A 21,767-nucleotide genomic window follows, 5' to 3' on the forward strand; every position below is an offset into this window, starting at 1 on the left:
CGTGGCGCTCCCCCCGGGCTCCGTCGTCGCCCCCTTCGGCGTGCACGTCGACCTCGTCGGCGGCCGCGTGACCCTGACCGGGCGACTCGACCGTTCCCGCGCCCACCTGCTCCTGGACGCCCTCACGGCCCTCACCCGGATCCCCGGGGACCGGTGGGTGCTCGACGTGGGGAGCCTGGACTCCTGCGACGGCGACGGCCTGCGGGCCATCGGCGCCGGCTACCGCTACGCGGTGCGTCACCGGCGCAACCTGACCCTGACCGGCGCCGCCCCCGCCCTGCAGCGGCGGCTGATCTGGCTCCGACTGGCCCCGCACCTGCTCCCGGACATCGAGCCTTGCGACGCCCCGGTGGGCGACCCGGAGGAGCGCGCGGGCTAACGCAGGGCCGGCAGCGAGCGGCCGGACCGGTCCCTGGCCAGCCAGGCCGCGACCTCCGCGGCCGGCGCGGGCGCGTGGTACAGGTGGCCCTGGACCGCGGTGACGCCGGCCCGCCGCACGAACTCCCACTGCGCCGGGCACTCGACGCCCTCGGCGACGGTCTCCAGCCCCAGCCGGTCGGCCATCTGCACGATCGCCTCCAGCACCGCCTGGTCGGCGACCTCGGTGGCGGCCCCGGCGACGAAGGACTTGTCGATCTTGACGACGTCGACCGGCAGCGTCCGCAACGTGGTCAGCGCCGAGTAGCCGGTGCCGAAGTCGTCGACCGCGACGCCGACGCCCACGGCGGCCAGCACGTCGAGGGTGCGTTGCACCGCCGGCGCGTCGAGCACGGTGGACTCGGTGATCTCCACGACGAGCTGCTTGGGCGCGAGCGCGTGCCGGGCGAGGCAGTCGCGGACCACGGTCACGAACCGGGGGTGCGCCAGCTGGGACGGCGAGGCGTTCACGTGCAGCGCCACCGGCCGGCCGCCGTCCCGCCACGCGGCGACGTCCGCGCAGGCCCGGCGCATCACCTGCTCGCCGATCACCGTGACGATCCCGGTCCGCTCGGCGACGCCCAGGAACGCATCGGGCCCGAGCAGCCCGCGCACCGGGTGCTGCCAGCGCACCAGCGCCTCGACCGCCACGCAGCGGCCGTCGCTCGCCGAGACGATCGGCTGGTAGTGGACGGCGAACTGCTCGTCGAGGACCGCCTGGCGCAGCTCGGCCTCCAGGGCCGCGGTGCCGTGCACGTCCAGCATGGCCGGGGTGAAGGCGGCGACCTGGTTCTTGCCGGCTGCCTTGGCGGCGTACATCGCGACGTCGGCCTGCTGCACCGCACCGGCCGCGCTGACCCCGGGCTCCAGGCGGGCGAGCCCGACGCTCGCCCCCACCTGGGCGAACCGCCCGTCGAGCCGGATCGGCGCCGACAGCAGCTCGACGAGGCGCTGGGCGATCCGGCGCGCCTCCGGCTCGCCGGCGTCCCGCAGCAGGACGGCGAACTCGTCCCCGCCCAGCCGCGCGCACAGGTCGGACTCCCGCAGCGCCCGCAGCATCCGGGACGTCACGTGCCGCAGGAGCTCGTCGCCGGCGGAGTGACCGAGCCCGTCGTTGACGACCTTGAAGTCGTCCAGGTCGAGGAACAGCAGCCAGGCCCCCTCGGCGCCGGAGCGGACGACGTCGTCCAGCGCGGCGGTGAACGCGGTGCGGTTGGCGAGCCCGGTGAGGGCGTCGGTCAGCGCCTGCGTCCGCAGGTCGCGGTGCGCCTGGCTGCTGCGCAGCGACAGCGCCACCTGGTTGTGCAGCGACTGCAGCGCCGTGACCGCCTCGGCGGAGACGGCGTCCGGCGCCCCGAGCAGCATCGAGTGCCCGGGGAAGTGCTCGGTGTGGTCGGGGAAGGCGGGCAGCGGCATCCGCAGCCACTGCCCGGTGAACCCGGCCGCCTCCGCCAGCGCGTCCGGCGAGCGGATCTCCTCGACCTCGCCCGACGGCTCACCGGCGGGCACCAGGTGCCGCGGCAGCGTGACCGGCTCGCGCGCGAAGTCGCCGGCCGTGGCCACGACCCGCAGCACCCCGGCCTCGTCGTCGACGGCGACGGCGAGGGCGCGCAGCCCCGGCGTCATCCGGCAGATCTCCCGGACGCCGTGCCAGCCGGTGTCGCGGATGGCCTGCGGGTCGGTCAGGCCGAGCAGGCCGGTGCCCAGCGCGCGCAGCGCCGAGTCCCGCCCGCGGGTCTGCTCCCGCTCCAGCATCTGCCGGGCCAGGTGCCGGCCGCCGACGAGCGTCAGCACGAGCACCGGCAGCGCGCCGAACACCGGGTCGGCGTGGGCGTCGGGCCCGTGCCCCGGGACGACGCCCCACGCGAGGGTGGCGGCGACCAGCCCCGCCCCCAGCCCGACGGCGTACGCGGCGACCCGCGCCGTCCGCCCGTACATGACCCGGGCCCACACCGCCGGCAGCGCGACGCCGTAGGCCATCGCCGGCATGGGGCACCCCAGCGCGAAGGCGGTGATCGCCAGGACGTCGACGACGTCCGCGGGAACCGACGCCGCCCGCGACCGGTAGCGCACGGTCCAGCACGCCGCCAGCGCCAGCGACGACGCCACGAGCAGCACCCGGCTGACGGCGCCGGTGCCGACGACGGCGCCCGGCACGGCCAGCCCCAGGGACGCCAGCGCGAGCAGGAAGAAGACCCACCGGGTGTGCTCGACCGGGTCGGCCGGCCGGCTGAGGAACCCGCGGGCACGCCCCAGCGGCGACGCAGCGGCCGGACGGCTCATCTCGGTCCTCGGGAGTGGTCGGTGGGCGGGGGACGACGTCGGTGTCCACCGCCGCCATCGACACGCGCCGCCCGGCGCTGGAGCCGGGCGGACCCGATGGGGTGAGGCCGGTCCCCGGACGCCGTTCGAGGACGCGCCGCAGCGGGTACGTCGCTGGTCCGCCGGACCGGGAGAGCCCCATGACCGTCACCGCCGCCGACCGCTCGCCGCGGCCCAGCAGCCTCGCCGACGTCCTCGACGTGGTGTTGGACAAGGGCATCGTGATCGACGCCTACGTGCGCGTGGCCCTGCTCGGCATCGAGCTCGTGACCGTCGACGCGCGGGTGGTCGTCGCCAGCGTCGACACCTACCTGCGCTTCGCGGAGGCGGTCAACCGGCTGGACCTCTACCCGGGCGAGGAGCCGAAGGGCCTGCCCGGGTTGTTCGAGGACGCCCTCGAGGGCGGCGCCAAGATGGTGGTGAAGCGGAAGCTGGCCGGGCCCGCGGAGAAGGTGGAGAACGTCGTCGGCCGGCTCACCGGCCGGGGCCGCGACGCCGACGACCGGTAGCCGCGAGATCCCCGCGGGGACCACCCGCCCGGGGTGCCCGCCGCCTGCCGGCCGGGCGCCGATGGTGACGCAGCGCGCACCCGGACGGGCGGCATCACCCGGTCAGGGGATCGCGGCGGCCCGGCCGGTTACCTAGCGTCATCTCCGTTCCGCCGAGCAGCCCGCACCGCGCAGGCGCCGGCGGACGCCGAGCTCCGGCCCGGCCGCCCCGTTCCCCCCGGGGCGGCCGGGCCGGTTCCCATTCCGGGACCGGACGCTCAGCCCGGGGTGCACACCCGGTCGGTGAGGTCGCGCAGCTGCCCGCGCTGCGCCTCGTCCAGCGGCAGGTCCAGCGAGACGGGCTCCCCGCCGTCCACCACGACCTCCAGCGGCATCAGGTAGGGCTGCTTGGTCTCCGCCAGCGCGTGCGGGTCGCAGCGCGCGGTCCGGAACGTGATCCCGGCCGACACCTCGCGCTCCCCCGCCGCCAGCTCCAGCGGCAGGTCGGCGTCGGCGGCGTACAGCACGTTGCCCTCGACCCGGGCGGCCGTCACGGCGGCGTCGTCGTCCCCGGCGCGGGTCAGCACCAGCCGGCCGGTCACCGTCTCCCCGTCGGGCGCGAGGTCGGCCACCGTGACCGTGATCAGAGCCGACACGGCGGCCACCGCGCACAGCCGGGCGTGGATGCCGGCCAGCACCTCGGCGGCCAGCGGCACCCGCAGCTCCTCCACCGCGCCGCCCGGCCGGACCACGGTCAGCCGCGCCGCGGCCGGCTCCGCCGCGGTGTCGCACACCGGCTCCCCGTACGGGGTCGGCAGGTCGATCCGCCGTCCCGGCACGAACGACGCCGTCACCGGGACGGCGGGCAGCGGCGCGAAGCCGGGCGAGTCGAGGGCGACGGCGGTCACCGAGAACGGCTCGTCGCCGGTGTCGCTCACCTTGACCTGCACCTGGCCGCCGGCGGCCCGGTCGGTGCGGTTCTCCACGACCTCCGCGGCGATGCCGGGCACCGGCGGCACCGGCGGTCCGCTCCGCAGGGCGGCGGACGAAGTGGCGGACGACGTGGCCGGCGACATCGCCCCCTCCGGCGCGGCGGCCCCGTCCGAGCCGCAGGCGGCGCAGGCGAGCGCGAGCAGCAGGGCCGCCGTCCGCCTCACACGGGGCAGCCTAGGAGCGGTGCGCCGTCAGCGGTTGTGGCTCGGCAGCCGCGCCATCACGCGGCCGGCCTGCATCCGCACCTCGAGCTTCTCCTGGGGGTTGGCCGCCGGCCCGCGCCGCGGCTCGCCGTTGTCCAGGTCGAAGGCAGAGCCGTGCCAGGGGCAGACCAGGCAGGCGTGCCCGCGCACCTCTTCCACGCGGCCCTCGTGCAGCGGCCCGGACAGGTGCGAGCAGGCGCCGACGAAGACGTCCACCCGCGCGCCCCGCCGGACGGCGGCCAGCGGCACCGCGACGCCGCTGCCCGTGCCGGTGCGCAGCGCCGGCCGCCCCTCGGGCAGGTCGTCGAGCGGGCCGAGGTCGAGCCAGTCCGAGGAGAGGGCCCGGGCCGCCGTCGCCGCGTGCGAGGCGCCGGATGACTGGGCGTAGGACATGTGCCCGCCGATCGCCGCCGAGCTGCCCGCGACGCCCAGCCCGGCGTAGGCGAGCGCGCGCCCGAGCGTGCCGCGCCCCCGCGCCCGGGCGGCCAGCGAGCCGACGTAGAGCCCGAGCGCGACGGTGTTCATCGCCGCGTGCACCGCGCCCAGCCGCCGGACGCCGATGCCCTGCTCCGACCAGTCGGCCGCCCCGGACGCCGCCGCGGGGACCGCCGCCGCGACGCCGGTGCCGATCAGCACGGTGGCGGCGGGCCGCATCCCGGGGATCGCGTCGAGGACGCCGGCCGACACCCAGGCGCCCACCGGCACCTGCACCAGCACCGGGTGCACGGGGTGGCCGAGCCAGGTGCCGTGCAGGAGGTCCTTCACCGCGCTCGGGACCGACTGGACGGCCTTGCGCGCCGGTTCCATCGCCTTGTCGAACGCGTCGACGTCGGCCAGCCGATCGAGGAAGCCCATCAGACCCATGGGCGCCCCCTACCCCCGGCGCCCCCCGGGCAAGCCGCCGACCGGCCGGCCCGTCGCGGCCACCGTCAGCAGGCCGCCGGCGACCGCGCCGGCCGCGTTGAGCAGCGCGTCCACCGGCGAGACCACCCGGCCCAGCGGCAGCGCCCACTGCAGCACCTCGACGGCCGCGCCCGCCCCCAGGGCGGCCACCAGGAGCAGGGCCGGCGAGCGCAGCGCCGGCCAGCGCAGCACGGCGAGCGCCGCCGGCGGGGCGAGCAGCAGCAGGTTGCCCACCAGCTGCAGCAGCACCGGGCGGGACTCGAGGGCGCCCAGGTACCAGCGGACCTCCGTGAGCGGGTCCGCCCAGGCCCAGCCGGTCCCGGCGGGGCTGAGCGTGACCAGGACGACGGGCAGCGCGGCGAGGGCCACCGCCGCGCCGGGCACCCGGGATCCCCCGGTCCTGTCGGTCCGCCGTGGTGTCATGCACCCACGGTCCCCGGCCGGCCTGGGAGGGAGCTGGACGCCACCTGGGGCCCGCCTCCGTCCTCCCGCCGCGTGAAGACGCTGTTCACAACAGGAATAGGGCTGGCGCCCAGGCGGCTGCCAGGAGGAGGCTGCAGAACTGTCCGTGTGTCCACCCAGGAGCTGACGATGTCGTGCCCGACCCTCTCCCGCCCGCGGGGCGAGCGGGTCGAGGCCGCCCTGACGCGGCTGCGCGGCGACGACGGCCTCGCCCAGTTCGCCCGGTTCGTGCTGGTGGGCGGGTCGACGAGCGCGCTGTACGCCCTGCTCTTCGTGGTCCTGCACGGCTTCGGCGAGCAGCCGGCGAACTGGATCGGCTCGATCGTCACGTCGGTCCTCGCCAACGACATGCACCGGCGGCTGACCTTCCACGCGGGTGAGCGCGTCAGCTTCCTCACCGCCCAGGTCGAGGGCGGGACGCTGTCGGTCGCCGGCCTGGTCTCCACCAGCCTCGCGCTGGCCTGGCTGACCGCCGCCACCGACACCGACGACCCGTACGTCCAGTTCGGCCTGGTCGTCCTCGTCACCGCGACGATCGGCACGCTCCGGTTCATCGCGCTGCGCTGGCTGTTCCGCCCGAAGGCCGAGCGGATCGACCAGCTCGACACCCTCGACTAGCGGGCCGGCTGACCCGCGCCGGATCGGCGGGGCGCGGGGGGCGACCGGGCCCGCTCTCTAGCCTGGGGCGATGACCGAGCCGAGCGACGGCCCACCGCCGGCCGGCGACGGCGTCCCCGCGGCCGGCGGCGGCGCCCCCGCAGCGGCCGGCCCCGACCCGGCTCCCGGCCGGCGCGCCCGGCTGCGCCGGGTCGGCCGGCGGACGGGCCGCTGGGCGCTGTGCGTGCTGGTCGCCCTCACCGGGGCCGTCGTCGGCGTGCTGCTGTTCGGCCGGGTGGAGGCCCCCCTCGGCCCGTTCGACGCCCGGTTCGGCGTGAGCCCCACCGGCGGCGGGGTCGCGCTGGACGTGCCGCCGCTGGGCGCGCTCGACGTCGACGCCTACGACGGGCCGCTGGGCCTCGACGTCCAGCTGCAGCGCGCCGACGAGGCCCGCATCCGCGCGCTGGTGGAGGACCCGCGGCGGCTCGACAGCCTCGTCGACCGCGTGACCGCCGACCTCGGCGACGCCGTCACCACGCTGGTGGTGCGCTCCTCGCTGGCCGCCGTGGGCGGCGCCGTGCTGCTCACCCTCGTCGTCTACCGGCTGCGCTGGCGGGAGCCCGCGGTGGCCGCCGGGACGGTCGTCGTCGTGCTGGCCGGCACCGCCGGCATCGGCGCGGCCACCTGGCGGCCCGACGCGCTGGCCCAGCCGACCTACACCGGCCTGCTGGCCAACGCCCCCGGCCTCATCGGCGACGCCCAGGACATCGTGGCCCGCTTCGACGCCTACCGGGCCTCCCTGGAGGACCTCGTCGGCAACGTGAGCACGCTCTACGCCGCGCTCTCCGCGCTGCCCGCGCCCGGCGGCGGCGCCGACACCGTGGCGTTGCTGCACGTCTCCGACATCCACCTCAACCCGGCCGGCTTCGACCTGGTGGGCCAGGTGGTCGAGCAGTTCCGGGTCGACGCCGTGCTGGACACCGGGGACATCACCGACTGGGGCAGCGAGCCGGAGAACCAGGCGATCTCCTCCATCGGCCGGCTCGGCGTCCCGTACGTCTACATCCGCGGCAACCACGACTCGGCGACCACCGCGGCCCTGGTGGCGTCCCAGCCCAACGCCGTGGTGCTCGACGACTCCGCGACCACCGTCGCGGGGCTCACCGTCGTCGGCGCGCCGGACCCCCGGTTCACCCCCGACCCGGCGAACGACGTCGGCGGCGAGTCCCTGGAGGCCAGCGGGGAGCAGCTGGCCGAGGTGGCCGGGGACCAGCCCGAGCCGCCCGCCGTCGCGATGGTCCACGACCCGCAGCAGGCGCCGCCGCTGGACGGCGTCGTCCCGCTGGTGCTCGCCGGGCACACCCACGACCGGGACGTCTCCACCCTCGACGGGGGCACCCGGCTGATGGTCGAGGGCTCCACCGGCGGCGCGGGGCTGCGGGCGCTGCAGGGCGACTACCCCGAACCGCTCACCTGCACGGTCCTCTACCTCGACGCGACCACCGGCGAGCTCACCGCCTACGACGAGATCACCCTCGGCGGCCTCGGCGAAACCGAGGTGACCATCCAGCGCACCCTCGTCGGGGCGGACGACGACGCGGGGGACGACGACGCCGGGGACGGCGGGGCGGAGGACGGGGACACCGGCGGGACGCCCGCGCCGACCTCCCCGGGCGGCTGAGGCCGCCGCCCTACCCTCGGTCCATGACGACGATCCGGAAGGGCTCCCTCACCGGCGCCGTGCTCGCCGCCGGCCTGGGCGTGCTGTCGCTGGCCGGCTGCTCGTTCACCACCGAGAACTTCTCCTGCGACACGGACTCCTGCACCGTGAAGCTGAGCGGGGACGGCGCCGAGGTCGACCTCCCCATCGGCCCGACGATCAGCCTCGGTGGCGTCTCCGACGGCCGCGCGTCGATCAGCGTCGGCGGCGCCAGCGTCTCCTGCGCCGAGGGCGAGAGCGTCTCGGCCGGCGGGCTGTCGCTCGAGTGCACCTCGGTGACCGACGACCAGGTGGAGCTGACCGCCACGCTCAGCTGAGCCCGGCGGCTCAGGTCGGGTCGGCGACCTCGACGACGACGCGGGCCGGCCCCTCCAGCAGGTACACGCGGAACGGCGAGCGGGCCGTCGTCCCGACGAAGGCCACCGTCGTGCCCTCGAACGTCGCGTCGAAGGCCACCTCGGTGACCACCGCCGTGCCGGAGCCCGGCAGCGGGTCCGGGCCGGAGAACTCCTCGACGCCGGTGTCGTAGGGGTAGCCGGCGCCGGTGATCGTCACCTGCAGCACCGCGTCGCCGGCGACGTCGACCGGGTCCCCGCTGCCCTGCGAGGCCGGGTCGTCGACGTAGCGCACGTCCCAGCCGGGCAGCCCCGCGCCGCCCACCTCGAACACCACGCGGTCGAACCCGTCGTGCCGGCCGGTGCGGATGTCGGACACGGTCACCCGGGCGTCGGCCGAGGCGTCCTGCTCGTCGGGGCGCAGGTCCGAGGGGAAGGGCGGCGCCTCCCTGCCGTCCCCCTCGGTGCCGGGGTCGCCCGTGCCGCCCCCGCCGTCGCCGCCGGCCGCCGTCGAGGCGGAGGCCGACCCGGCGGAGGCCGACCCGGTGGAGGCCGCGGGCTCCCCGTCGCCGCCGCAGCCGGTCAGGAGGACAGCGGCGGTGAGCAGGGCGGGGACCGGCAGGGCGCGACGGCGGCGAGTCACCCGCCGAGCCTGGCAGCCGCCCGCGGCCTCCCGGCGCACCCGGGCGCCGTGTCGCCCCCCGGGACACCCCGAGGGGGAGCCCCCCGTCGGAGGCCGCCGCGGGGCCATGTACAGTTCTCAGCGCCCCCGGCGAACACCGAGCCCCCATCGTCTAGCGGTCCAGGACGCCGCCCTTTCAAGGCGGTAGCACGGGTTCGAACCCCGTTGGGGGCACGCAGCACCACCCAGCAGTACCAGCAAGGCCCTGTAGCGCAGTTGGTTAGCGCGCCGCCCTGTCACGGCGGAGGTCGCGGGTTCGAGTCCCGTCAGGGTCGCTCCCCGGTGGAGACACCGGATCGGGGCAGGTAGCTCAGTCGGTACGAGCGCTCGCCTGAAAAGCGAGAGGTCGGCGGTTCGACCCCGCCCCTGCCCACACTCTTCCCCCACCCGGCGCCGCCAGCGCCCGGGGCCGCTCCCCTCGCGCCGGGCAGCCCGCCCGTCCGCCACCTCGCCGGTGGGTCCGGGACGATGCTGGCGGGATCCCGCCCGCGACGTCCGGAGGACGCCGGCAGCGTGCACTCCGCGGGTCGAGCCGTCCCCCTCGCTCAGCCGGCGACGCGGTCGCCCACGACCTGGGCGTACACCTGCGCGTGCACGTCCCGCACCGCCGCCCGCTGCTGCTCCCGCCACGCCCGGTCGGCCGGTCGCGGCGCCGGCCGGGTCAGCGCCGCCGCGACCGCGCCGTTCAGCGACACCGGGTCGAAGCCGCGCTCCTCGTCGTTGCCGTAGGTCACCACGTCCGCCCACTGGTCGGCGAACCAGCCGCAGCTCGGCGCCACCACGCGGGTGCCGACGTCGCGACAGACCTCCAGCTCCCACGAGTGGGTGCCGCAGGACTCCGGCAGCACCGCCACGTGCAGCTCCTGCAGCTGGGCGGCCCACCGCTGCTCGTCCAGCGGCACGAGGTCGAGCGACTCGCTGTCGGCGAGGTCGCCCAGCCGGGGCAGCCGGTACCCGGGCTCGACGAACACCCGCAGCCGCCCGCCGCCGTTCACCGCGCCGTGCAGCGCCGCGCGGATGACCGCGGCCGGGTCGGGCACGCACGCGCCGGTGCGCAGGGGCAGGCCCACCAGCCCCCGCTCGCCGCCGACCTCCGGGTCGGGCACGGCGAGGGAGGGGTGGGCGACGACGATCGCCGTCCGCCCGTAGCGCTCGACGATCTCGTCGGCCGCGCCGGGCGTCAGCGTGAGGACCACCTCGGCGGTCGCCAGCAGCGCCCGCAGGTGCGCCTCGTGCCGGCCGGGCAGCGGCTGCGCCGGGTCGCGCAGCTGGTGCACCGTCGTGATCAGCGGCACGCCGGTGCGGCGGATGGCCTCGGTGAAGCAGACCACCTCGTCCCCGGGCAGGTGCCCGAACCCGCCGTGCACGTGCACGACGTCGACCTCGCCGGCGTGGGCGGTCAGGTAGGCCGGGTCCAGCCAGGGGCTCGGGTCGTGGTCGGGCCCGACCCGGACGACGCCGTCCGGCAGGACGGCGTCCACGTAGGGGGCGCGGTGCGGGACCGAGACCACCCGGATCGCGGGCGGCGTTGCCCGCGGCTCGAAGGGGTCCACTCGGACGGCACTCCTCCTGACGCCGAGCACGCGACGGCAGGGCGGTGCTCTCGATGGGACGTTGGTCCCTGTCCGGCTACCCAGCATCCCCCGGGACAACCGCCGGCGGTCACCCCGGTGGCCTGCGTCACCCGAAGGAGCGGCCTCAGCGGTCCGCGCGCAGGCCCGCGAGGTGGGCGTGGACCTGCGTCACCACCAGCGCGCCCTCCCCGACCGCGCTGGCGCACCGCTTGACCGACCCGGACCGCACGTCGCCGGCCGCGAACACCCCGGGGACGCTGGTCTCCAGGAACGCCGGTGGCCGCTCGAGCGGCCACGCGTCCGGGTCCAGGGCGGGCCCGGTGAGCACGAAGCCCCAGCGGTCGCGGGCCACCGTCCCGGCCAGCCAGCCGGTGTGCGGCTCGCTGCCGATGAGCAGGAACAGGACGCCGGACTCCTCGGTCTCCTCCCCGGTGTCCAGGTCGCGCAGCACGAAGGTCTCCAGGAACGCCGAGCCGGTCCCGCCGACCACCTGCGCCCGGCTCCGGACGGTGACGTTCGGCAGCGCGTCGAGCTCCTTGACCAGGTAGTCCGACATCGTCTCGGTGAGGTCCGCCCGCCGCACGACCACGGTGACCCGCTCGGCGTACCGGGAGAGGTGGACCGCCGCCTGACCGGCCGAGTTGCCGCCGCCGACGACGAACACCGACCGCCCGCGCATGGCCGGCGCCTCGCTCACGGCCGCGCCGTAGAAGACGCCCCGCCCGACGAGCGCCTCGAGCTCCGGGACGCCGAGACGTCGCCAGCTGGCGCCGGTGGCCAGCACGACCGTCCGTGCCGACACGGTGCTGCCGTCGGACAGGTCGACGTGGTGCAGGCCGCCCTCGGACCGCAGGCCCAGGGCGCCCCGCATGAAGTGGAAGGTGCTGCCGAAGGACCAGGCCTGCTGGTAGGCGCTGAAGGCCAGCCGGCTGCCGCTGACGCCCATCGGGAAGCCGGCGTAGTTGCGGATCAGCGAGCTCGTGCCGGCCTGGCCGCCGATCGCCTCCGGCTCCACGACGAGGGTCGACAGGCCCTCCGAGGCGGCGTACACGCTGGCGCCCAGCCCGGCCGGCCCCGCACCCACGACCACCACGTCCCACACGGTGCTGGGGTCGAGCGGGGTGAGCAGCCCGAACGCCTCGGCGATCTCCAGGTCCGAGGGGTCCTCCAGCACGGTGCGCTCGGGCTTGAACCGCAGGACGACGACCGGCAGCCGCGGCTCGTCCAGCCCCAGCCCCTCGAGCAGCGCCCGCCCCTCCGCCGAGGAGGAGTCGTAGAAGCCGAGCGGGATGCGGTTGCGGGTGAAGGTGTCGCGCAGGGCCTGGGTGCGCTCCGACCACCGCTCGCCGATCACCCGCACCGCCTCGAAGCCGCCGCCGCGCCGCGTCGACCACTCCTCCAGGAACTCGGTGACCGACCGGTGGAACTCCGGGTCCCCGGCCTCCTCCGGCGCGGTGACCCACCGGTCGACCTGGCCCAGGGTGATCGCCTCGAAGATCGGCTGGGCGGTGTCCCAGGCGCCCCACCGCACCAGCGCGACCGCCACCGCCGCCGGCCGGCCGGCGTGCAGGCCGCGGAGCACCGCCAGCCCGTCGGGGTCCGCGTCGCCCAGCCCGCCGAACACCACCGCGACCGCCGGCTCGCCGCGGGCGGCCAGCTCGGCCGGGACCGCGTCGGCGTCCGGGCACGCGACGACGGTGAACTCCCGCCCGTACCGGCGGTCGAGCTCCTCGAGCATCCGCTGGCGGACGTCGTCGTCCCGGGTGACCACGAGCAGCGCCGCCGCGGGGGCCGCGGCGCTCACCGGCCCGCCCCGTCCGCCGGGGCGAGCCGCCAGCCCGCGGCGCCGGTGCCCACGACGGCGACGGTCGCGGCGGCGAACACCCAGGCCGCCGGGTCGCCCCACGCCACCGTGTCGGCGAAGCGGGCCACCGCGACCGCGACCAGCACCCCGAACACGGTGTAGGCGATCGCCGCGGTCCGGAGCCGGCGCAGGTCGCCGGCGGCCGCGGCGAGCGCCGTGGCCAGGCCGAACGCGACCAGCCACGCCGCCACCACCCGGGCGGTGAGCGGCGTGAGCGGCCACGGCCACAGGTCCGTCGCCGTCCCCGGGGCGACGAAGAGGGCGGCGCCGACCGCGGTGAGCAGCACGGACTCGATCGCCAGCGCCACCCGCAGCACCACCGGCACCGGGGCGGTGGCCGGCGGGTCGGCGCCCGGCGCCCGCTCCTGCCGCCAGAGCGCGAGCACCATGCCGACGGGGACGACGACGTACACGGTGAGCCAGAACCAGGCGGCCGCCACCGCCGCGGCGCCCGCGGCGTCGACGTTCATGTGGAACCGGTCCAGGTGCAGCAGCGTGGCGGCCAGCGTGAGCAGGACGAACACGAGCACGGTCAGGACCGGCACCCGGACGTTCGCCCAGACCGTCTCGCGCAGGGAGAGCAGCACCAGCACGCAGCCGGCCGCGTACCCGGCCCCGAGGAAGGCCGCGGTGAGCGGCGGCTGGATCGTCCAGGCGAACGTGCGGTCGGTCTGCTCGGCCAGCACGAACAGCGCGACCACCGCCGCCGCGGTGAGCACGGCGAAGGCCCCGAGCAGGACGCGCATCGACGGCAGGACCCGGCGGAAGCCGGTCGCCGCGGCTGCCGGAGGAGCGGAGAGGGTGCCCACGGGGCCTCCCGGTGTGGCGCGGCCCCCGTGCTGAACTCGAACGGGGCGATCGAACCACCGGCCCGCGCCGGTGTCACCGGCTTTGCGGCGTCAGCCGGCCCCGGCCCGGCGTGTCGCCGCGCGTTCCTCCTGGGCCCGCGCGTAGGCCGGCGCCCGGAACCGGGCCAGCGGCCCGTCGGCGGTCAGCTGCGGCGGCGGGTGCCGGACGGCGTCGAACCGCAGGTCCGGGTCGGGCTCCGCCACCGCCGCGCCGAGGGTCAGCGTGCCGAACGGGGTGGCCCGGCCCAGGCCGCGGGCGACCGCGAGGGTGAACGCCAGCCGCCGGCCGGGCAGGGCCGCGAGCAGCGGCGCGGGCTCCGACGGCACCGGGTCGCCGGCCGACCAGGCCTCCAGCCGCAGCGTCCCGCCCGGCGACCGGTAGCCCATGATCGAGGAGTAGGGCCCGCCGCCGTCCCGCCGCGGCACGGACAGCAGGCGGCCCAGCGGTCCCCGGCCGGCGCTCGACAGCAGCAGGTCCACCGGACCCGGCGCCGCCGGCACCCGGACCGCGAGGCCGAGCAGGTCCGGCCACGGCGCGGGCAGGCCGGCACCCCGGCTGAGCCGCACCGTGACGTCGTCCCGGCCCGGTTCGTCCAGCCACGCCACCCCGGTGTCCGGGCCGCCGCCCCGCTCCAGGACGCCGGTCACCACCGCGCCGCGCGGGTGCATGGGCTTGCCGCGCCGCCACCGGGCCAGGGCGCCCAGCGGCACGGCCACGGCCCGGCCGGCCAGGTCGGGGACGGTCGTCACCAGCAGCCTCCTTCCGTCGCTCCGGCGCTCCCCTACCCACGCCGGGGCGCCCGCTCCCCCCGCACCAGGTTCGCCACACGCGGCGCGCCCGGCGAGCTCGGGGACTGGCAACAAGTGCGCCGACGGGACAGGATGTCCGTGCGGATCTGCCACGTCCCAGCCGGTGACACGGACCGGTCCGGCGCCTACTTTCGGTACATGCTCACGACGCTCTTGGTCATCGTCGGTGTCCTGGTCGGGCTCCTGGTCCTGCTCGCCGTCATCGTCGCCCTGAGCGCCCGTCCCGCGACCCGGAAGGGCTCGGCGGCCGCGCCCGCGTGGGTCGCCCAGACCGGTCGTCCGCACCCGGACGCGTGGTCCCCGCTGACGGAGACGAGCACCTCCGAGATCACCGCCGTCCGGTGACCTCCCGCTGACCCGGCGTCCCGGCGGCTGCGGCTGCGCGCCGCCGGGACGCTCCGGACCACCGGCCCCCGGTCCACTTGTCGCGGAACCGCGCCGGGCACATCATCTGCTCTCGAGGGGGATGCCCGGGCCGCCGGGCACGGGCCCACGAGACGGGCAGGGTCGAGCCATGGCCAGGCGCCGCCACCCACGCCTCCGGGCGTTCGGGTCGCTGATCGTCACGATCCCGCTCGCGGGGGCGCTCGTCGCCGCCGGGCTGGCCCCCTGGGTGGTGGGCTCCGGCCTCGCCGCCCGCTCCTCGGCCGACCTGCTGGCCCCGCTCCCGGTGGAGCTCACCGACCAGACCTTCCCCGGGCCGACCGTCGTCCTCGCCTCCGACGGGTCGGTCCTCACGTACTTCTACGACCGCAACCGGCAGCCGGTGCCCGGCGACCGGATCGCCCAGGTCATGCGGGACGCCATGGTCGCGATCGAGGACCGGCGCTTCTACGAGCACAACGGGCTCGACGTCGAGGGCACCCTGCGGGCGCTGGCGCGCAACGTCCTCGCCGGGTCGGTGCAGGAGGGTGGCTCGACGATCACCCAGCAGCTGGTGAAGCAGACCCTGCTGCAGAGCGCCGACGAGGCCGAGGAGCGGGAGGCCGCCACCGAGCAGAGCGTCGGCCGCAAGCTGCGCGAGGCCCGGCTGGCGCTGAGCCTGGAGGAGACCTACTCCAAGGACGAGATCCTCGACCGCTACCTGAACACGGTCTACTTCGGCGAGGGCGCCTACGGCGTGCAGGCCGCCGCCCGCCGGTACTTCTCCGTGGACGCCGCCGACCTGACGCTGGCGCAGGCGGCGATGCTGGCCGGGCTGGTGCAGACGCCGACGGCGGACAACCCGCTCGCCGACCCCGAGCGGGCGGTGCAGCGCCGGGACCAGGTCCTCGACCGGATGGTCGAGCTCGACTACGCCTCCCGGGCCGACGCGGAGGCGATCCTCGGCCGGCCGGTGGAGGTGGTGCCCTCGGCGCCGCCGCCGAACGGGTGCGTGGACGCGGCGATCGGTGGGTTCTTCTGCGACTACGCGCAGCAGTACCTGACCCAGACCCTCGGCATCTCCCAGGAGCGGCTGGACGCCGGCGGCCTCGTGGTGCAGACGACGCTGCGGCCCGACGTGCAGCGCGCCGGGGACGCCGCCGTCCTCACCGAGCTCCCCATGGGCCACCCGCTCGCGGTCATGTTCACCGCGGTGGAGCCGGGCACCGGGCACGTCCTGGCGATGAGCGTCAACCGGGTGTTCGGCTACGACGCCGCCGATCCCGCGCAGGAGTCGGTGAACCTCAACGTGGCCGCCAGCCAGGGGGCCGGCTCCACGTACAAGACGTTCGTGGCCGCCGCCGCGCTGGAGGCGGGCTTCCCGCCGTGGCACACGATCACCACGCCCGACCCCTACGTGTCGCGGGTCTACCGGAACGGCACGGCGCCCTACACCGTGCAGAACGTCGGCAACTACCCGGCGACGCTCACCATGTCCGAGGCGCTGGTCCGCAGCTCGAACACCTACTTCGTGGCGCTGCAGGACGACCTCGGCAGCGTCGAGCGGCCGGTGCGGACGGCGCAGCGGATGGGCCTGTTCTCCCTGGACCCGGTGGCCGACCAGGTGGTGGCGGAGAACCGCGGCTCGTTCACCCTCGGCGCCGAGGCCACCAGCCCGCTCGCCCTGGCCAGCGCCTACTCCACGCTCGCGGCCAACGGCACGCGGTGCGCCCCGGTGCCGGTCACCGCCATCTCCGACCAGGCCGGCGGGCCCGCCTCGCTCGAGCCCGGCGGTCCGCCGATCGACCCGGTGGAGGACTGCACCCCCGAGGCGATCCCGCCCGACGTGGCCACGACGCTCAACCAGATCCTCGTCGGCGACACCGAGGCCCCGTTCGGCACCGGCCTGCAGGCCCGGATCCCCGGGCACCAGGTCGCCGGCAAGACCGGCACCAGCCAGAACCGCTTCTCCGTCGCGTTCGTCGGCTACACGCCCCGGTACGCGGCCAGCGTCATGGTGCTGAACCCCAAGCGGAACGAGGACGTCGGCAGCTTCGGCGGCGGCCGCGGTGCCCGGGTCTGGCACGACGCCATGCTGCCGGTGCTGTCGGCCGAGCCGGCCACCCCGTTCCCGCCGCCCGGCCGGCCGCTGGCGCCGCCGGGACCGCCGCCCGGCCCGGGCGGACCGCCCGGCCCGGGCGGACCGCCCGGCGGGTTCGGCGGCCCGGGCGGGCGGTGACCGTCAGGCGGCCGCCATCAGCTCGGCCGCCCGCTCCCCGATCATGACCGCGGTCGCCGCCGTCCCCCGCGAGGGGACGCGGGGCAGCACCGAGGTGTCCGCCACCCGCAGGCCCGCGACCCCGCGCACCCGCAGCCGCCCGTCGACCACCGCGCCCGGGTCGCCTGCCCGCCCCATCCGCGCGCTGCCACACAGGTGCACCGCGGTGCCCAGGTGCCGGCCGAGCCAGCCGTCCAGCGCCGCGTCGTCGGCGAGGACCGCGGCCGACAGGTCGTCGCCGGGCGGGCCCTCCGGCGCCCCCAGCCGCGCCAGCGGCGGGGTGCGCAGCAGCTCCGCGGCGAACCGGACGCCGGCCCGCAGCCCGGCCCGGTCGGCCGCCGAGGCGAGGTAGCCGTACCGCAGGCGTGGCGGCGCCGACGGGTCGGCCGAGCGCAGCGCGAGCCGGCCGCGGCTGTCCGGCTGCAGCAGCGAGACGCCGAGGGTGAGCACGCCGTCGTCCGCGGCGGGCGAGCGCCACGGCGGCAGCAGGGCGGCGAACGACCGGAACCACGGCAGCACCTCCACCCCGCCGGGCGCGCCGTCCGGCGCGGCGTGCAGCACCTGCTCCAGCGCGAGCCCCGGCGGCGCCGGCAGCGCGGGGGCCGGGCGCCACGGCAGCTGCACCATCGGGTGGTCGCTGAGCCCCCGCCCGACGCCGGGGACGTCGGCGACGACCGGCAGGCCGAGGGCGCGCAGCTCGTCCGCCGGGCCGATGCCCGAGCGCAGCAGCAGCTCCGGCGAGCCGACCGCCCCGGCGGCGAGGACCACCTCGGCGGCGCGCACCGGCCCCGCGTCGGTCAGCACGCCGGCCGCCCGGCCGCCCGCCACCAGCACCCGCCGCACGCGCACGCCGCCGCGGACGGTCAGCCCGGGCTGCCCCCGCAGGTAGGCCGCGGCCGCGCTGACCCGCACGCCGTCGACGGCGTTGGCCGGCAGCGGGCCGCAGCCGGGGGCGGCGCCGGCGTTCTTGTCCGGCTCGGCGGGGACGCCGAGGGCCGCCGCGGCGGCGGCGAACGCCGCGGCCGGCTCGTAGCCCGGCGCCGGGCGGGTGACCGGCACCGGCCCGGCGTCGCCGTGCAGCGGGGAGCCGCCGAACTCGCGGTCGGCCTCCAGCCGCCGGAACGCGGGCAGCACCGCCGCCCACGACCACTCCGACACCCCCCAGCCGTCGCAGTCGGCGGGGGTGGCGCGGACGAAGTAGCAGCCGTTGACCGCGCTGGAGCCGCCGACGCCCCGGCCGCGCACCACCGTCCGGGTCACCGTGGCGGTGAGCTCGGCGGGCACCTCCACCGCGGCCGGCGAGCCCGGCACCGCGGCGCGCATGGTCGTGGCGTCGCGGGACTCGGGGAGGAGCTCGGCCGGCCCGGCCTCCAGCAGCAGCACGGCGCGGCCCGCCTCGGCCAGCCGGGCCGCCAGCGCGCAGCCGGCCGTGCCGGCGCCCACCACGACGACGTCGGCCTCGCCCGGCAGCCGGTGCGTCACGCCTCCGGCTCGCCGGCAGGGTCCCGCCGCGAGCCCGCGCGCGGTGGGGGGCAGGGGGGTCCTTTCTCCAGGACGGCGGGCAGGTCGAGCCGGCGCACCTTCCCCGTGGAGGTCCGCGGCAGCTCGCCGACCGGGTGCAGGCTCTTGGGCCGCTTGGCCGGCGAGAGCCGCTCCCGCGCCCAGGCCGCCAGGTCGGCCGCGTCGGCGTCGCCCACGTAGGCGGCCACCACGCGCTGCCCCCACTCCGGGTCCGGGACGCCGACCACCGCGCTCTCCACGACGCCGGGGTGCGCGTCCAGCACCGCCTCCACCTCGGCCGGGTAGACGTTCACCCCGCCGGAGATGACCAGGTCCTCCCGGCGCCCGTCGAGCCACACCACGCCGTCGTCGTCCACCCGGCCGAGGTCGCCGACGGTGACCCGGTCCCCTCGCCAGGCGGCGGCGGTCTTCTCCGGTGCCCGCCAGTACTCGAACCGGGCCCAGCGCGGCACGGTGCACCAGAGCTGGCCGCGGTCGTCGGTCTCCAGCCGGCGGCCGGGGCGGGCGCGGCCGACGCTGCCGGGGTGCGCCCGCCAGTCCTCCGGCGAGCAGACGGTGAACTGCGCCTCGGTCGAGCCGTAGAACTCCCACACGCTGCCGGCCGGGGCGGCGTCCAGCACGGCGCGCTTGAGCGGCTCGGGGCACGGCGCCCCGGCGTGCACCAGGCGCCGGAAGGAGGACCAGTCGACGCCGCCGTGGGCGAGCAGCCGCTGGAGGTGGGTGGGCACGCAGAAGGCGGTGGTGGGCCGGTGCTCCCCGATCACCGCGGCCGCGCGGGCGGCGTCGAACGGCCCCGGCAGCAGCACCTCGCCGCCGGCCAGCAGGGTGTGGACGGCGAACCGCAGCGGCGCCGAGTGGTGCAGCGGCGACAGCACGAGGTGCCGGTCGTGCGGGCCGAAGCCCCACAGCTCGATCTCCTCGGCGGCCAGCGCGCGGGCGTCGTCGTCGGCGAGCACCCCGGACCACACGCCCTTGCGCCGCCCGGTGGTGCCGGACGTGTAGTGCATCGGCCGGGCGAGCGGGACGTCGGCCAGGCCGGCCTCGTCGGTGCCGGTGAGCAGCCGCGCCGGGTCGTCGCCGAGGTCCAGGGCCGGGTCGGCGTCGGCGTCCAGCCCGGCCCGCTCGGCGGCCGGCAGCGCCGGGTCGAGCACCACGGGCACGACGCCGGTGCGCAGCGCGCCGAGGACGACGGCGAGCAGGGCCGGCGAGGAGGCGGCCGAGACCAGCAGCCGGTCCCCGCGGCGCACCCCGGCCGCCGCCAGGGCCGCCGCCGCCCGCCGCTGGTCGCGCTCGCTGTCGGCGGCGCGGACGACCGGCACCGCCGTCATGCGGGGCGGACCTCGTCGTCGGACACGGCGAGCCGGCCCTCGACCGCCAGCTTGTCGAGCATGGACCGGGTGGACGAGCGGGCGGCCGGCCAGACCTCGCGCGGGTAGGCGGCGTAGATCGTGGCCACGAGGTCGTCGACGCTGCGGGCGCCGCCGTCGACGGCGGCCAGCACCTGCGCCTCGCGGAAGGCCCGGTGGGCCAGGTAGAAGTCCAGGACGGCGAGCGGGTCCTCGGTCAGCTCCGGCCCGTGACCGCAGTACAGGGCGCTGGGGCCGAGGTCGTACACCCGGCGCAGCGACTCCAGGTAGGCGACGACGTCGCCCTCGGGGTGGGTGACCACCGACGTGCCGCGGCCGAGCACGTGGTCGCCGACGAGCACCGCGCCGGAGTCGACGCGGAAGGCCAGGTGGTCGGCGCAGTGCCCGGGGGTGGCGACGACGTCCAGCGTCGTCCCGGCCAGCCGCAGCCGCTCCCCGGCCTCGAGCACCCGCCCGCCGGGCCCGGCCACCCGCGGGTCCGCGGCGGCGACCTGCGCGCCGAACCGGGCGCCCCAGGGCAGGGCGGCCTCGGCGTGGTCGCCGTGGTGGTGGGTCACCAGCACCCCCACGCACCGGGCGTCGCGCGCGGCCAGCGCCTCCTCCACCGCCGCCAGGTGCGCCGCGTCGTCCGGGCCGGGGTCGACCAGCACCGCCTGCCCGCTGCCCGGCTCGCCGACCACGTAGGTGTTGGTGCCGTCGAGGGTCATCCCCGAGGGGTTGGGCGCCAGCACCCGGGTGACCAGGGGCTCCAGCTCCGCGGTGCGCGTCATCGAGCCCGGCGCGGGGAGGTCCCACGTCAGCCGGGGGTCCACGGGTGCGTCCACGACCCGGCACGCTAGCGGGGGAACCGGCGGCCACGCCCTCCGGCCGCTAGCGTCGCCGGCCATGCACGCACTCCGCCGGCCGGCCCGTGTCGCGGTGGCCACGGCCGCCGCCGTCCTGCTGCTGTCCGGCTGCGGGGACGACGGCGGGGACGACGGGGGTGACCGCGCGGCGTCGTCGGCCTCCGCGTCGTCGGCGTCCGCCTCGTCCTCGGCGTCCGGCAGCGCCGCCCCCGGCACCGGGAGCGGGTCGGCCGCGCCCGGCGGGGACGCCGACCCCGCCGCCGGCGCGTTCTGCGACCAGGCCCGGGAGTTCAGCGCCCAGCTCGGCGCCGTCGGCTCGGGCACCGACCCGGCCGCCCTCGGCCCGCAGGTGGCGGCGGCGTCGGCCGCGTTCGACGCCACCGAGCCGCCGGCCGAGATCGCCGCGGAGTGGGCCCTGCTGGGCGACGCCCTCCGCGGCTGGGCCGGCGTGGCGACCACCACCGACCTCGCCACCCCCGAGGGGCAGGCGCGGTTCCAGCAGGCCGGCCAGGACTTCCTCACCGCCGTCGCGGGCCCGGCCGGGCAGGCGGTGGCCACCCACGTGTCGACCGCCTGCCCGGCCGCCTGACCGACCGGCGGCCCGCCGGGGGCGGCGGCTAGCGTCGGACCATGCGCAGCCTCCGACGCCTGGCCCGCCCCGCGGTCGCCACGGCCGCCGCCGTCCTCCTGCTCTCCGGCTGCGGGGGCGACGACGACAGCTCGTCGTCCTCCTCGTCGTCGTCGTCGTCCTCGTCGTCGTCCGCCTCGTCGTCCTCGGCCGGCGGGAGCAGCGCGGGCGGCTCCGCCGACGCCGACGTCGCCGCCTTCTGCGAGCAGGCCGGCGCCTTCGCCGACCTCGAGACGGACCTCTCCAACGCCACGCCCGACCAGTACGGCCCCGTGCTCCAGCAGGCCGCGGACACCTTCGACAGCGTCGAGCCCCCCGCGGAGATCGCGAGCGACTGGCAGACCGTGGGCGGCGCGCTGCGGCAGTTCGCCGACGTCGTCTCCACGACGGACTTCACCACGCCCGAGGGGCAGGCCGCCGTCCAGCAGGCCGCGACCGACTTCACGACCACCGCGCAGGGCGCGGGCGCGAACATCGAGGCCTACGTCACGGAGAACTGCGCCGCGTCCTGACCCGGCCCCGTGACGACAGCGGCCCGCCACCCCGA

Annotated in this window: 21 protein-coding genes and 3 tRNA genes; 12 read left to right on the forward strand and 12 right to left on the reverse strand. The window is 77.4% G+C overall.

Annotated elements, in window-relative coordinates:
- Position 1: 1 nt before the first annotated feature.
- A complete protein-coding gene (locus tag ACI79F_RS12040) occupies positions 2-379 on the forward strand; it encodes an STAS domain-containing protein (RefSeq protein ID WP_456544660.1) in 378 nt (125 codons plus the stop codon).
- Here ACI79F_RS12040 and ACI79F_RS12045 read toward each other — a convergent pair.
- Positions 376-2,700: a putative bifunctional diguanylate cyclase/phosphodiesterase gene (locus ACI79F_RS12045; protein ID WP_456544659.1), complete on the reverse strand. Its 2,325-nt coding sequence runs from the start codon at positions 2,698-2,700 to the stop codon at positions 376-378. The genes ACI79F_RS12040 and ACI79F_RS12045 overlap by 4 nt on opposite strands.
- A 179-nt stretch (positions 2,701-2,879) precedes the next feature.
- Here ACI79F_RS12045 and gvpJ point away from each other — a divergent pair, with 179 nt between their 5' ends.
- Positions 2,880-3,248 carry a gas vesicle protein GvpJ gene (gene gvpJ, locus ACI79F_RS12050; protein WP_456544658.1) on the forward strand — a complete coding sequence of 123 codons (369 nt, stop codon included), beginning with the start codon at positions 2,880-2,882 and terminating at the stop codon, positions 3,246-3,248.
- 257 nt (positions 3,249-3,505) lie between these two features.
- On the opposite strand, the gene ACI79F_RS12055 is transcribed toward gvpJ, so the two are convergent.
- Genes ACI79F_RS12055 through ACI79F_RS12065 form a run of 3 tightly spaced genes read right to left on the reverse strand, consistent with a single transcriptional unit; the run spans position 3,506 to position 5,710 of the window.
- Entirely contained in the window at positions 3,506-4,384 is an 879-nt protein-coding gene (locus tag ACI79F_RS12055; RefSeq protein WP_456544657.1) for a hypothetical protein, read from the reverse strand.
- A gap of 27 nt (positions 4,385-4,411) precedes the next feature.
- A complete protein-coding gene (locus tag ACI79F_RS12060) occupies positions 4,412-5,287 on the reverse strand; it encodes a Rieske 2Fe-2S domain-containing protein (RefSeq protein ID WP_456544656.1) in 876 nt (291 codons plus the stop codon).
- A gap of 9 nt (positions 5,288-5,296) precedes the next feature.
- Positions 5,297-5,710, reverse strand: coding sequence for a VanZ family protein (locus tag ACI79F_RS12065; protein ID WP_456544655.1), 414 nt, complete (start codon positions 5,708-5,710; stop codon positions 5,297-5,299).
- Between the two features lie 207 nt (positions 5,711-5,917).
- Here ACI79F_RS12065 and ACI79F_RS12070 point away from each other — a divergent pair, with 207 nt between their 5' ends.
- The 3 genes from ACI79F_RS12070 (at position 5,918) to ACI79F_RS12080 (ending at position 8,422) form a co-directional block, all read left to right on the forward strand.
- The gene (locus tag ACI79F_RS12070; protein ID WP_456544654.1) at positions 5,918-6,406 is read left to right on the forward strand and encodes a GtrA family protein; all 489 of its coding nucleotides are present in this window, start codon (positions 5,918-5,920) and stop codon (positions 6,404-6,406) included.
- Between the two features lie 70 nt (positions 6,407-6,476).
- Positions 6,477-8,066: a metallophosphoesterase family protein gene (locus tag ACI79F_RS12075; RefSeq protein ID WP_456544653.1), complete on the forward strand. Its 1,590-nt coding sequence runs from the start codon at positions 6,477-6,479 to the stop codon at positions 8,064-8,066.
- Between the two features lie 23 nt (positions 8,067-8,089).
- Positions 8,090-8,422, forward strand: coding sequence for a hypothetical protein (locus ACI79F_RS12080; protein WP_456544652.1), 333 nt, complete (start codon positions 8,090-8,092; stop codon positions 8,420-8,422).
- A 10-nt stretch (positions 8,423-8,432) separates the two neighbouring features.
- Here the strand turns inward: ACI79F_RS12080 and ACI79F_RS12085 are convergent, their stop codons facing one another.
- Positions 8,433-9,083, reverse strand: coding sequence for an AMIN-like domain-containing (lipo)protein (locus ACI79F_RS12085; RefSeq protein ID WP_456544651.1), 651 nt, complete (start codon positions 9,081-9,083; stop codon positions 8,433-8,435).
- Positions 9,084-9,223: 140 nt separating this feature from the next.
- On the opposite strand from ACI79F_RS12085, the gene ACI79F_RS12090 reads away from it, so the two are divergent.
- From ACI79F_RS12090 to ACI79F_RS12100, 3 genes are all read left to right on the forward strand, one after another.
- Positions 9,224-9,296: transfer RNA gene (locus tag ACI79F_RS12090), tRNA-Glu, on the forward strand.
- Between the two features lie 27 nt (positions 9,297-9,323).
- Positions 9,324-9,397, forward strand: a tRNA-Asp gene (locus ACI79F_RS12095).
- Positions 9,398-9,421: 24 nt separating this feature from the next.
- Positions 9,422-9,495 (forward strand) — tRNA-Phe (locus ACI79F_RS12100).
- Positions 9,496-9,667: 172 nt separating this feature from the next.
- Here ACI79F_RS12100 and ACI79F_RS12105 read toward each other — a convergent pair.
- The 4 genes from ACI79F_RS12105 to ACI79F_RS12120 all read right to left on the reverse strand — a co-directional run bounded on the left by ACI79F_RS12105 (position 9,668) and on the right by ACI79F_RS12120 (position 14,158).
- On the reverse strand, positions 9,668-10,675 hold the full coding sequence (locus ACI79F_RS12105) for a glycosyltransferase (protein ID WP_456544650.1): 1,008 nt from the start codon (positions 10,673-10,675) through the stop codon (positions 9,668-9,670).
- 145 nt (positions 10,676-10,820) lie between these two features.
- A complete protein-coding gene (locus ACI79F_RS12110) occupies positions 10,821-12,500 on the reverse strand; it encodes an FAD-dependent oxidoreductase (protein WP_456544649.1) in 1,680 nt (559 codons plus the stop codon).
- Positions 12,497-13,369: a hypothetical protein gene (locus ACI79F_RS12115; RefSeq protein ID WP_456544648.1), complete on the reverse strand. Its 873-nt coding sequence runs from the start codon at positions 13,367-13,369 to the stop codon at positions 12,497-12,499. Before ACI79F_RS12115 ends, ACI79F_RS12110 begins: the two co-directional genes overlap by 4 nt.
- Positions 13,370-13,459: 90 nt before the next feature.
- The gene (locus ACI79F_RS12120) at positions 13,460-14,158 is read right to left on the reverse strand and encodes a phosphodiesterase (RefSeq protein ID WP_456544647.1); all 699 of its coding nucleotides are present in this window, start codon (positions 14,156-14,158) and stop codon (positions 13,460-13,462) included.
- A gap of 198 nt (positions 14,159-14,356) precedes the next feature.
- On the opposite strand from ACI79F_RS12120, the gene ACI79F_RS12125 reads away from it, so the two are divergent.
- Together ACI79F_RS12125 and ACI79F_RS12130 are read left to right on the forward strand one after the other, a co-directional pair.
- Positions 14,357-14,563 carry a hypothetical protein gene (locus ACI79F_RS12125; RefSeq protein ID WP_456544646.1) on the forward strand — a complete coding sequence of 69 codons (207 nt, stop codon included), beginning with the start codon at positions 14,357-14,359 and terminating at the stop codon, positions 14,561-14,563.
- 169 nt (positions 14,564-14,732) lie between these two features.
- Entirely contained in the window at positions 14,733-16,820 is a 2,088-nt protein-coding gene (locus ACI79F_RS12130; RefSeq protein WP_456544645.1) for a transglycosylase domain-containing protein, read from the forward strand.
- Positions 16,821-16,823: 3 nt separating this feature from the next.
- Here the strand turns inward: ACI79F_RS12130 and mftG are convergent, their stop codons facing one another.
- The 3 genes from mftG to ACI79F_RS12145 are packed head-to-tail and all read right to left on the reverse strand — an operon-like array spanning position 16,824 to position 20,571.
- Positions 16,824-18,341, reverse strand: coding sequence for a mycofactocin dehydrogenase MftG (gene mftG, locus ACI79F_RS12135; protein ID WP_456544644.1), 1,518 nt, complete (start codon positions 18,339-18,341; stop codon positions 16,824-16,826).
- Positions 18,338-19,708 carry a class I adenylate-forming enzyme family protein gene (locus ACI79F_RS12140; RefSeq protein WP_456544643.1) on the reverse strand — a complete coding sequence of 457 codons (1,371 nt, stop codon included), beginning with the start codon at positions 19,706-19,708 and terminating at the stop codon, positions 18,338-18,340. The genes mftG and ACI79F_RS12140 overlap by 4 nt, the downstream gene beginning before the upstream one ends.
- Positions 19,705-20,571, reverse strand: coding sequence for an MBL fold metallo-hydrolase (locus ACI79F_RS12145; protein WP_456544642.1), 867 nt, complete (start codon positions 20,569-20,571; stop codon positions 19,705-19,707). Before ACI79F_RS12145 ends, ACI79F_RS12140 begins: the two co-directional genes overlap by 4 nt.
- A gap of 61 nt (positions 20,572-20,632) precedes the next feature.
- Here ACI79F_RS12145 and ACI79F_RS12150 point away from each other — a divergent pair, with 61 nt between their 5' ends.
- Together ACI79F_RS12150 and ACI79F_RS12155 are read left to right on the forward strand one after the other, a co-directional pair.
- Positions 20,633-21,181 carry a hypothetical protein gene (locus tag ACI79F_RS12150; RefSeq protein WP_456544641.1) on the forward strand — a complete coding sequence of 183 codons (549 nt, stop codon included), beginning with the start codon at positions 20,633-20,635 and terminating at the stop codon, positions 21,179-21,181.
- Between the two features lie 41 nt (positions 21,182-21,222).
- Positions 21,223-21,732: a hypothetical protein gene (locus ACI79F_RS12155; RefSeq protein ID WP_456544640.1), complete on the forward strand. Its 510-nt coding sequence runs from the start codon at positions 21,223-21,225 to the stop codon at positions 21,730-21,732.
- Positions 21,733-21,767 lie beyond the last annotated feature (35 nt).

This window comes from Blastococcus sp. SYSU D00868 (assembly GCF_054050575.1).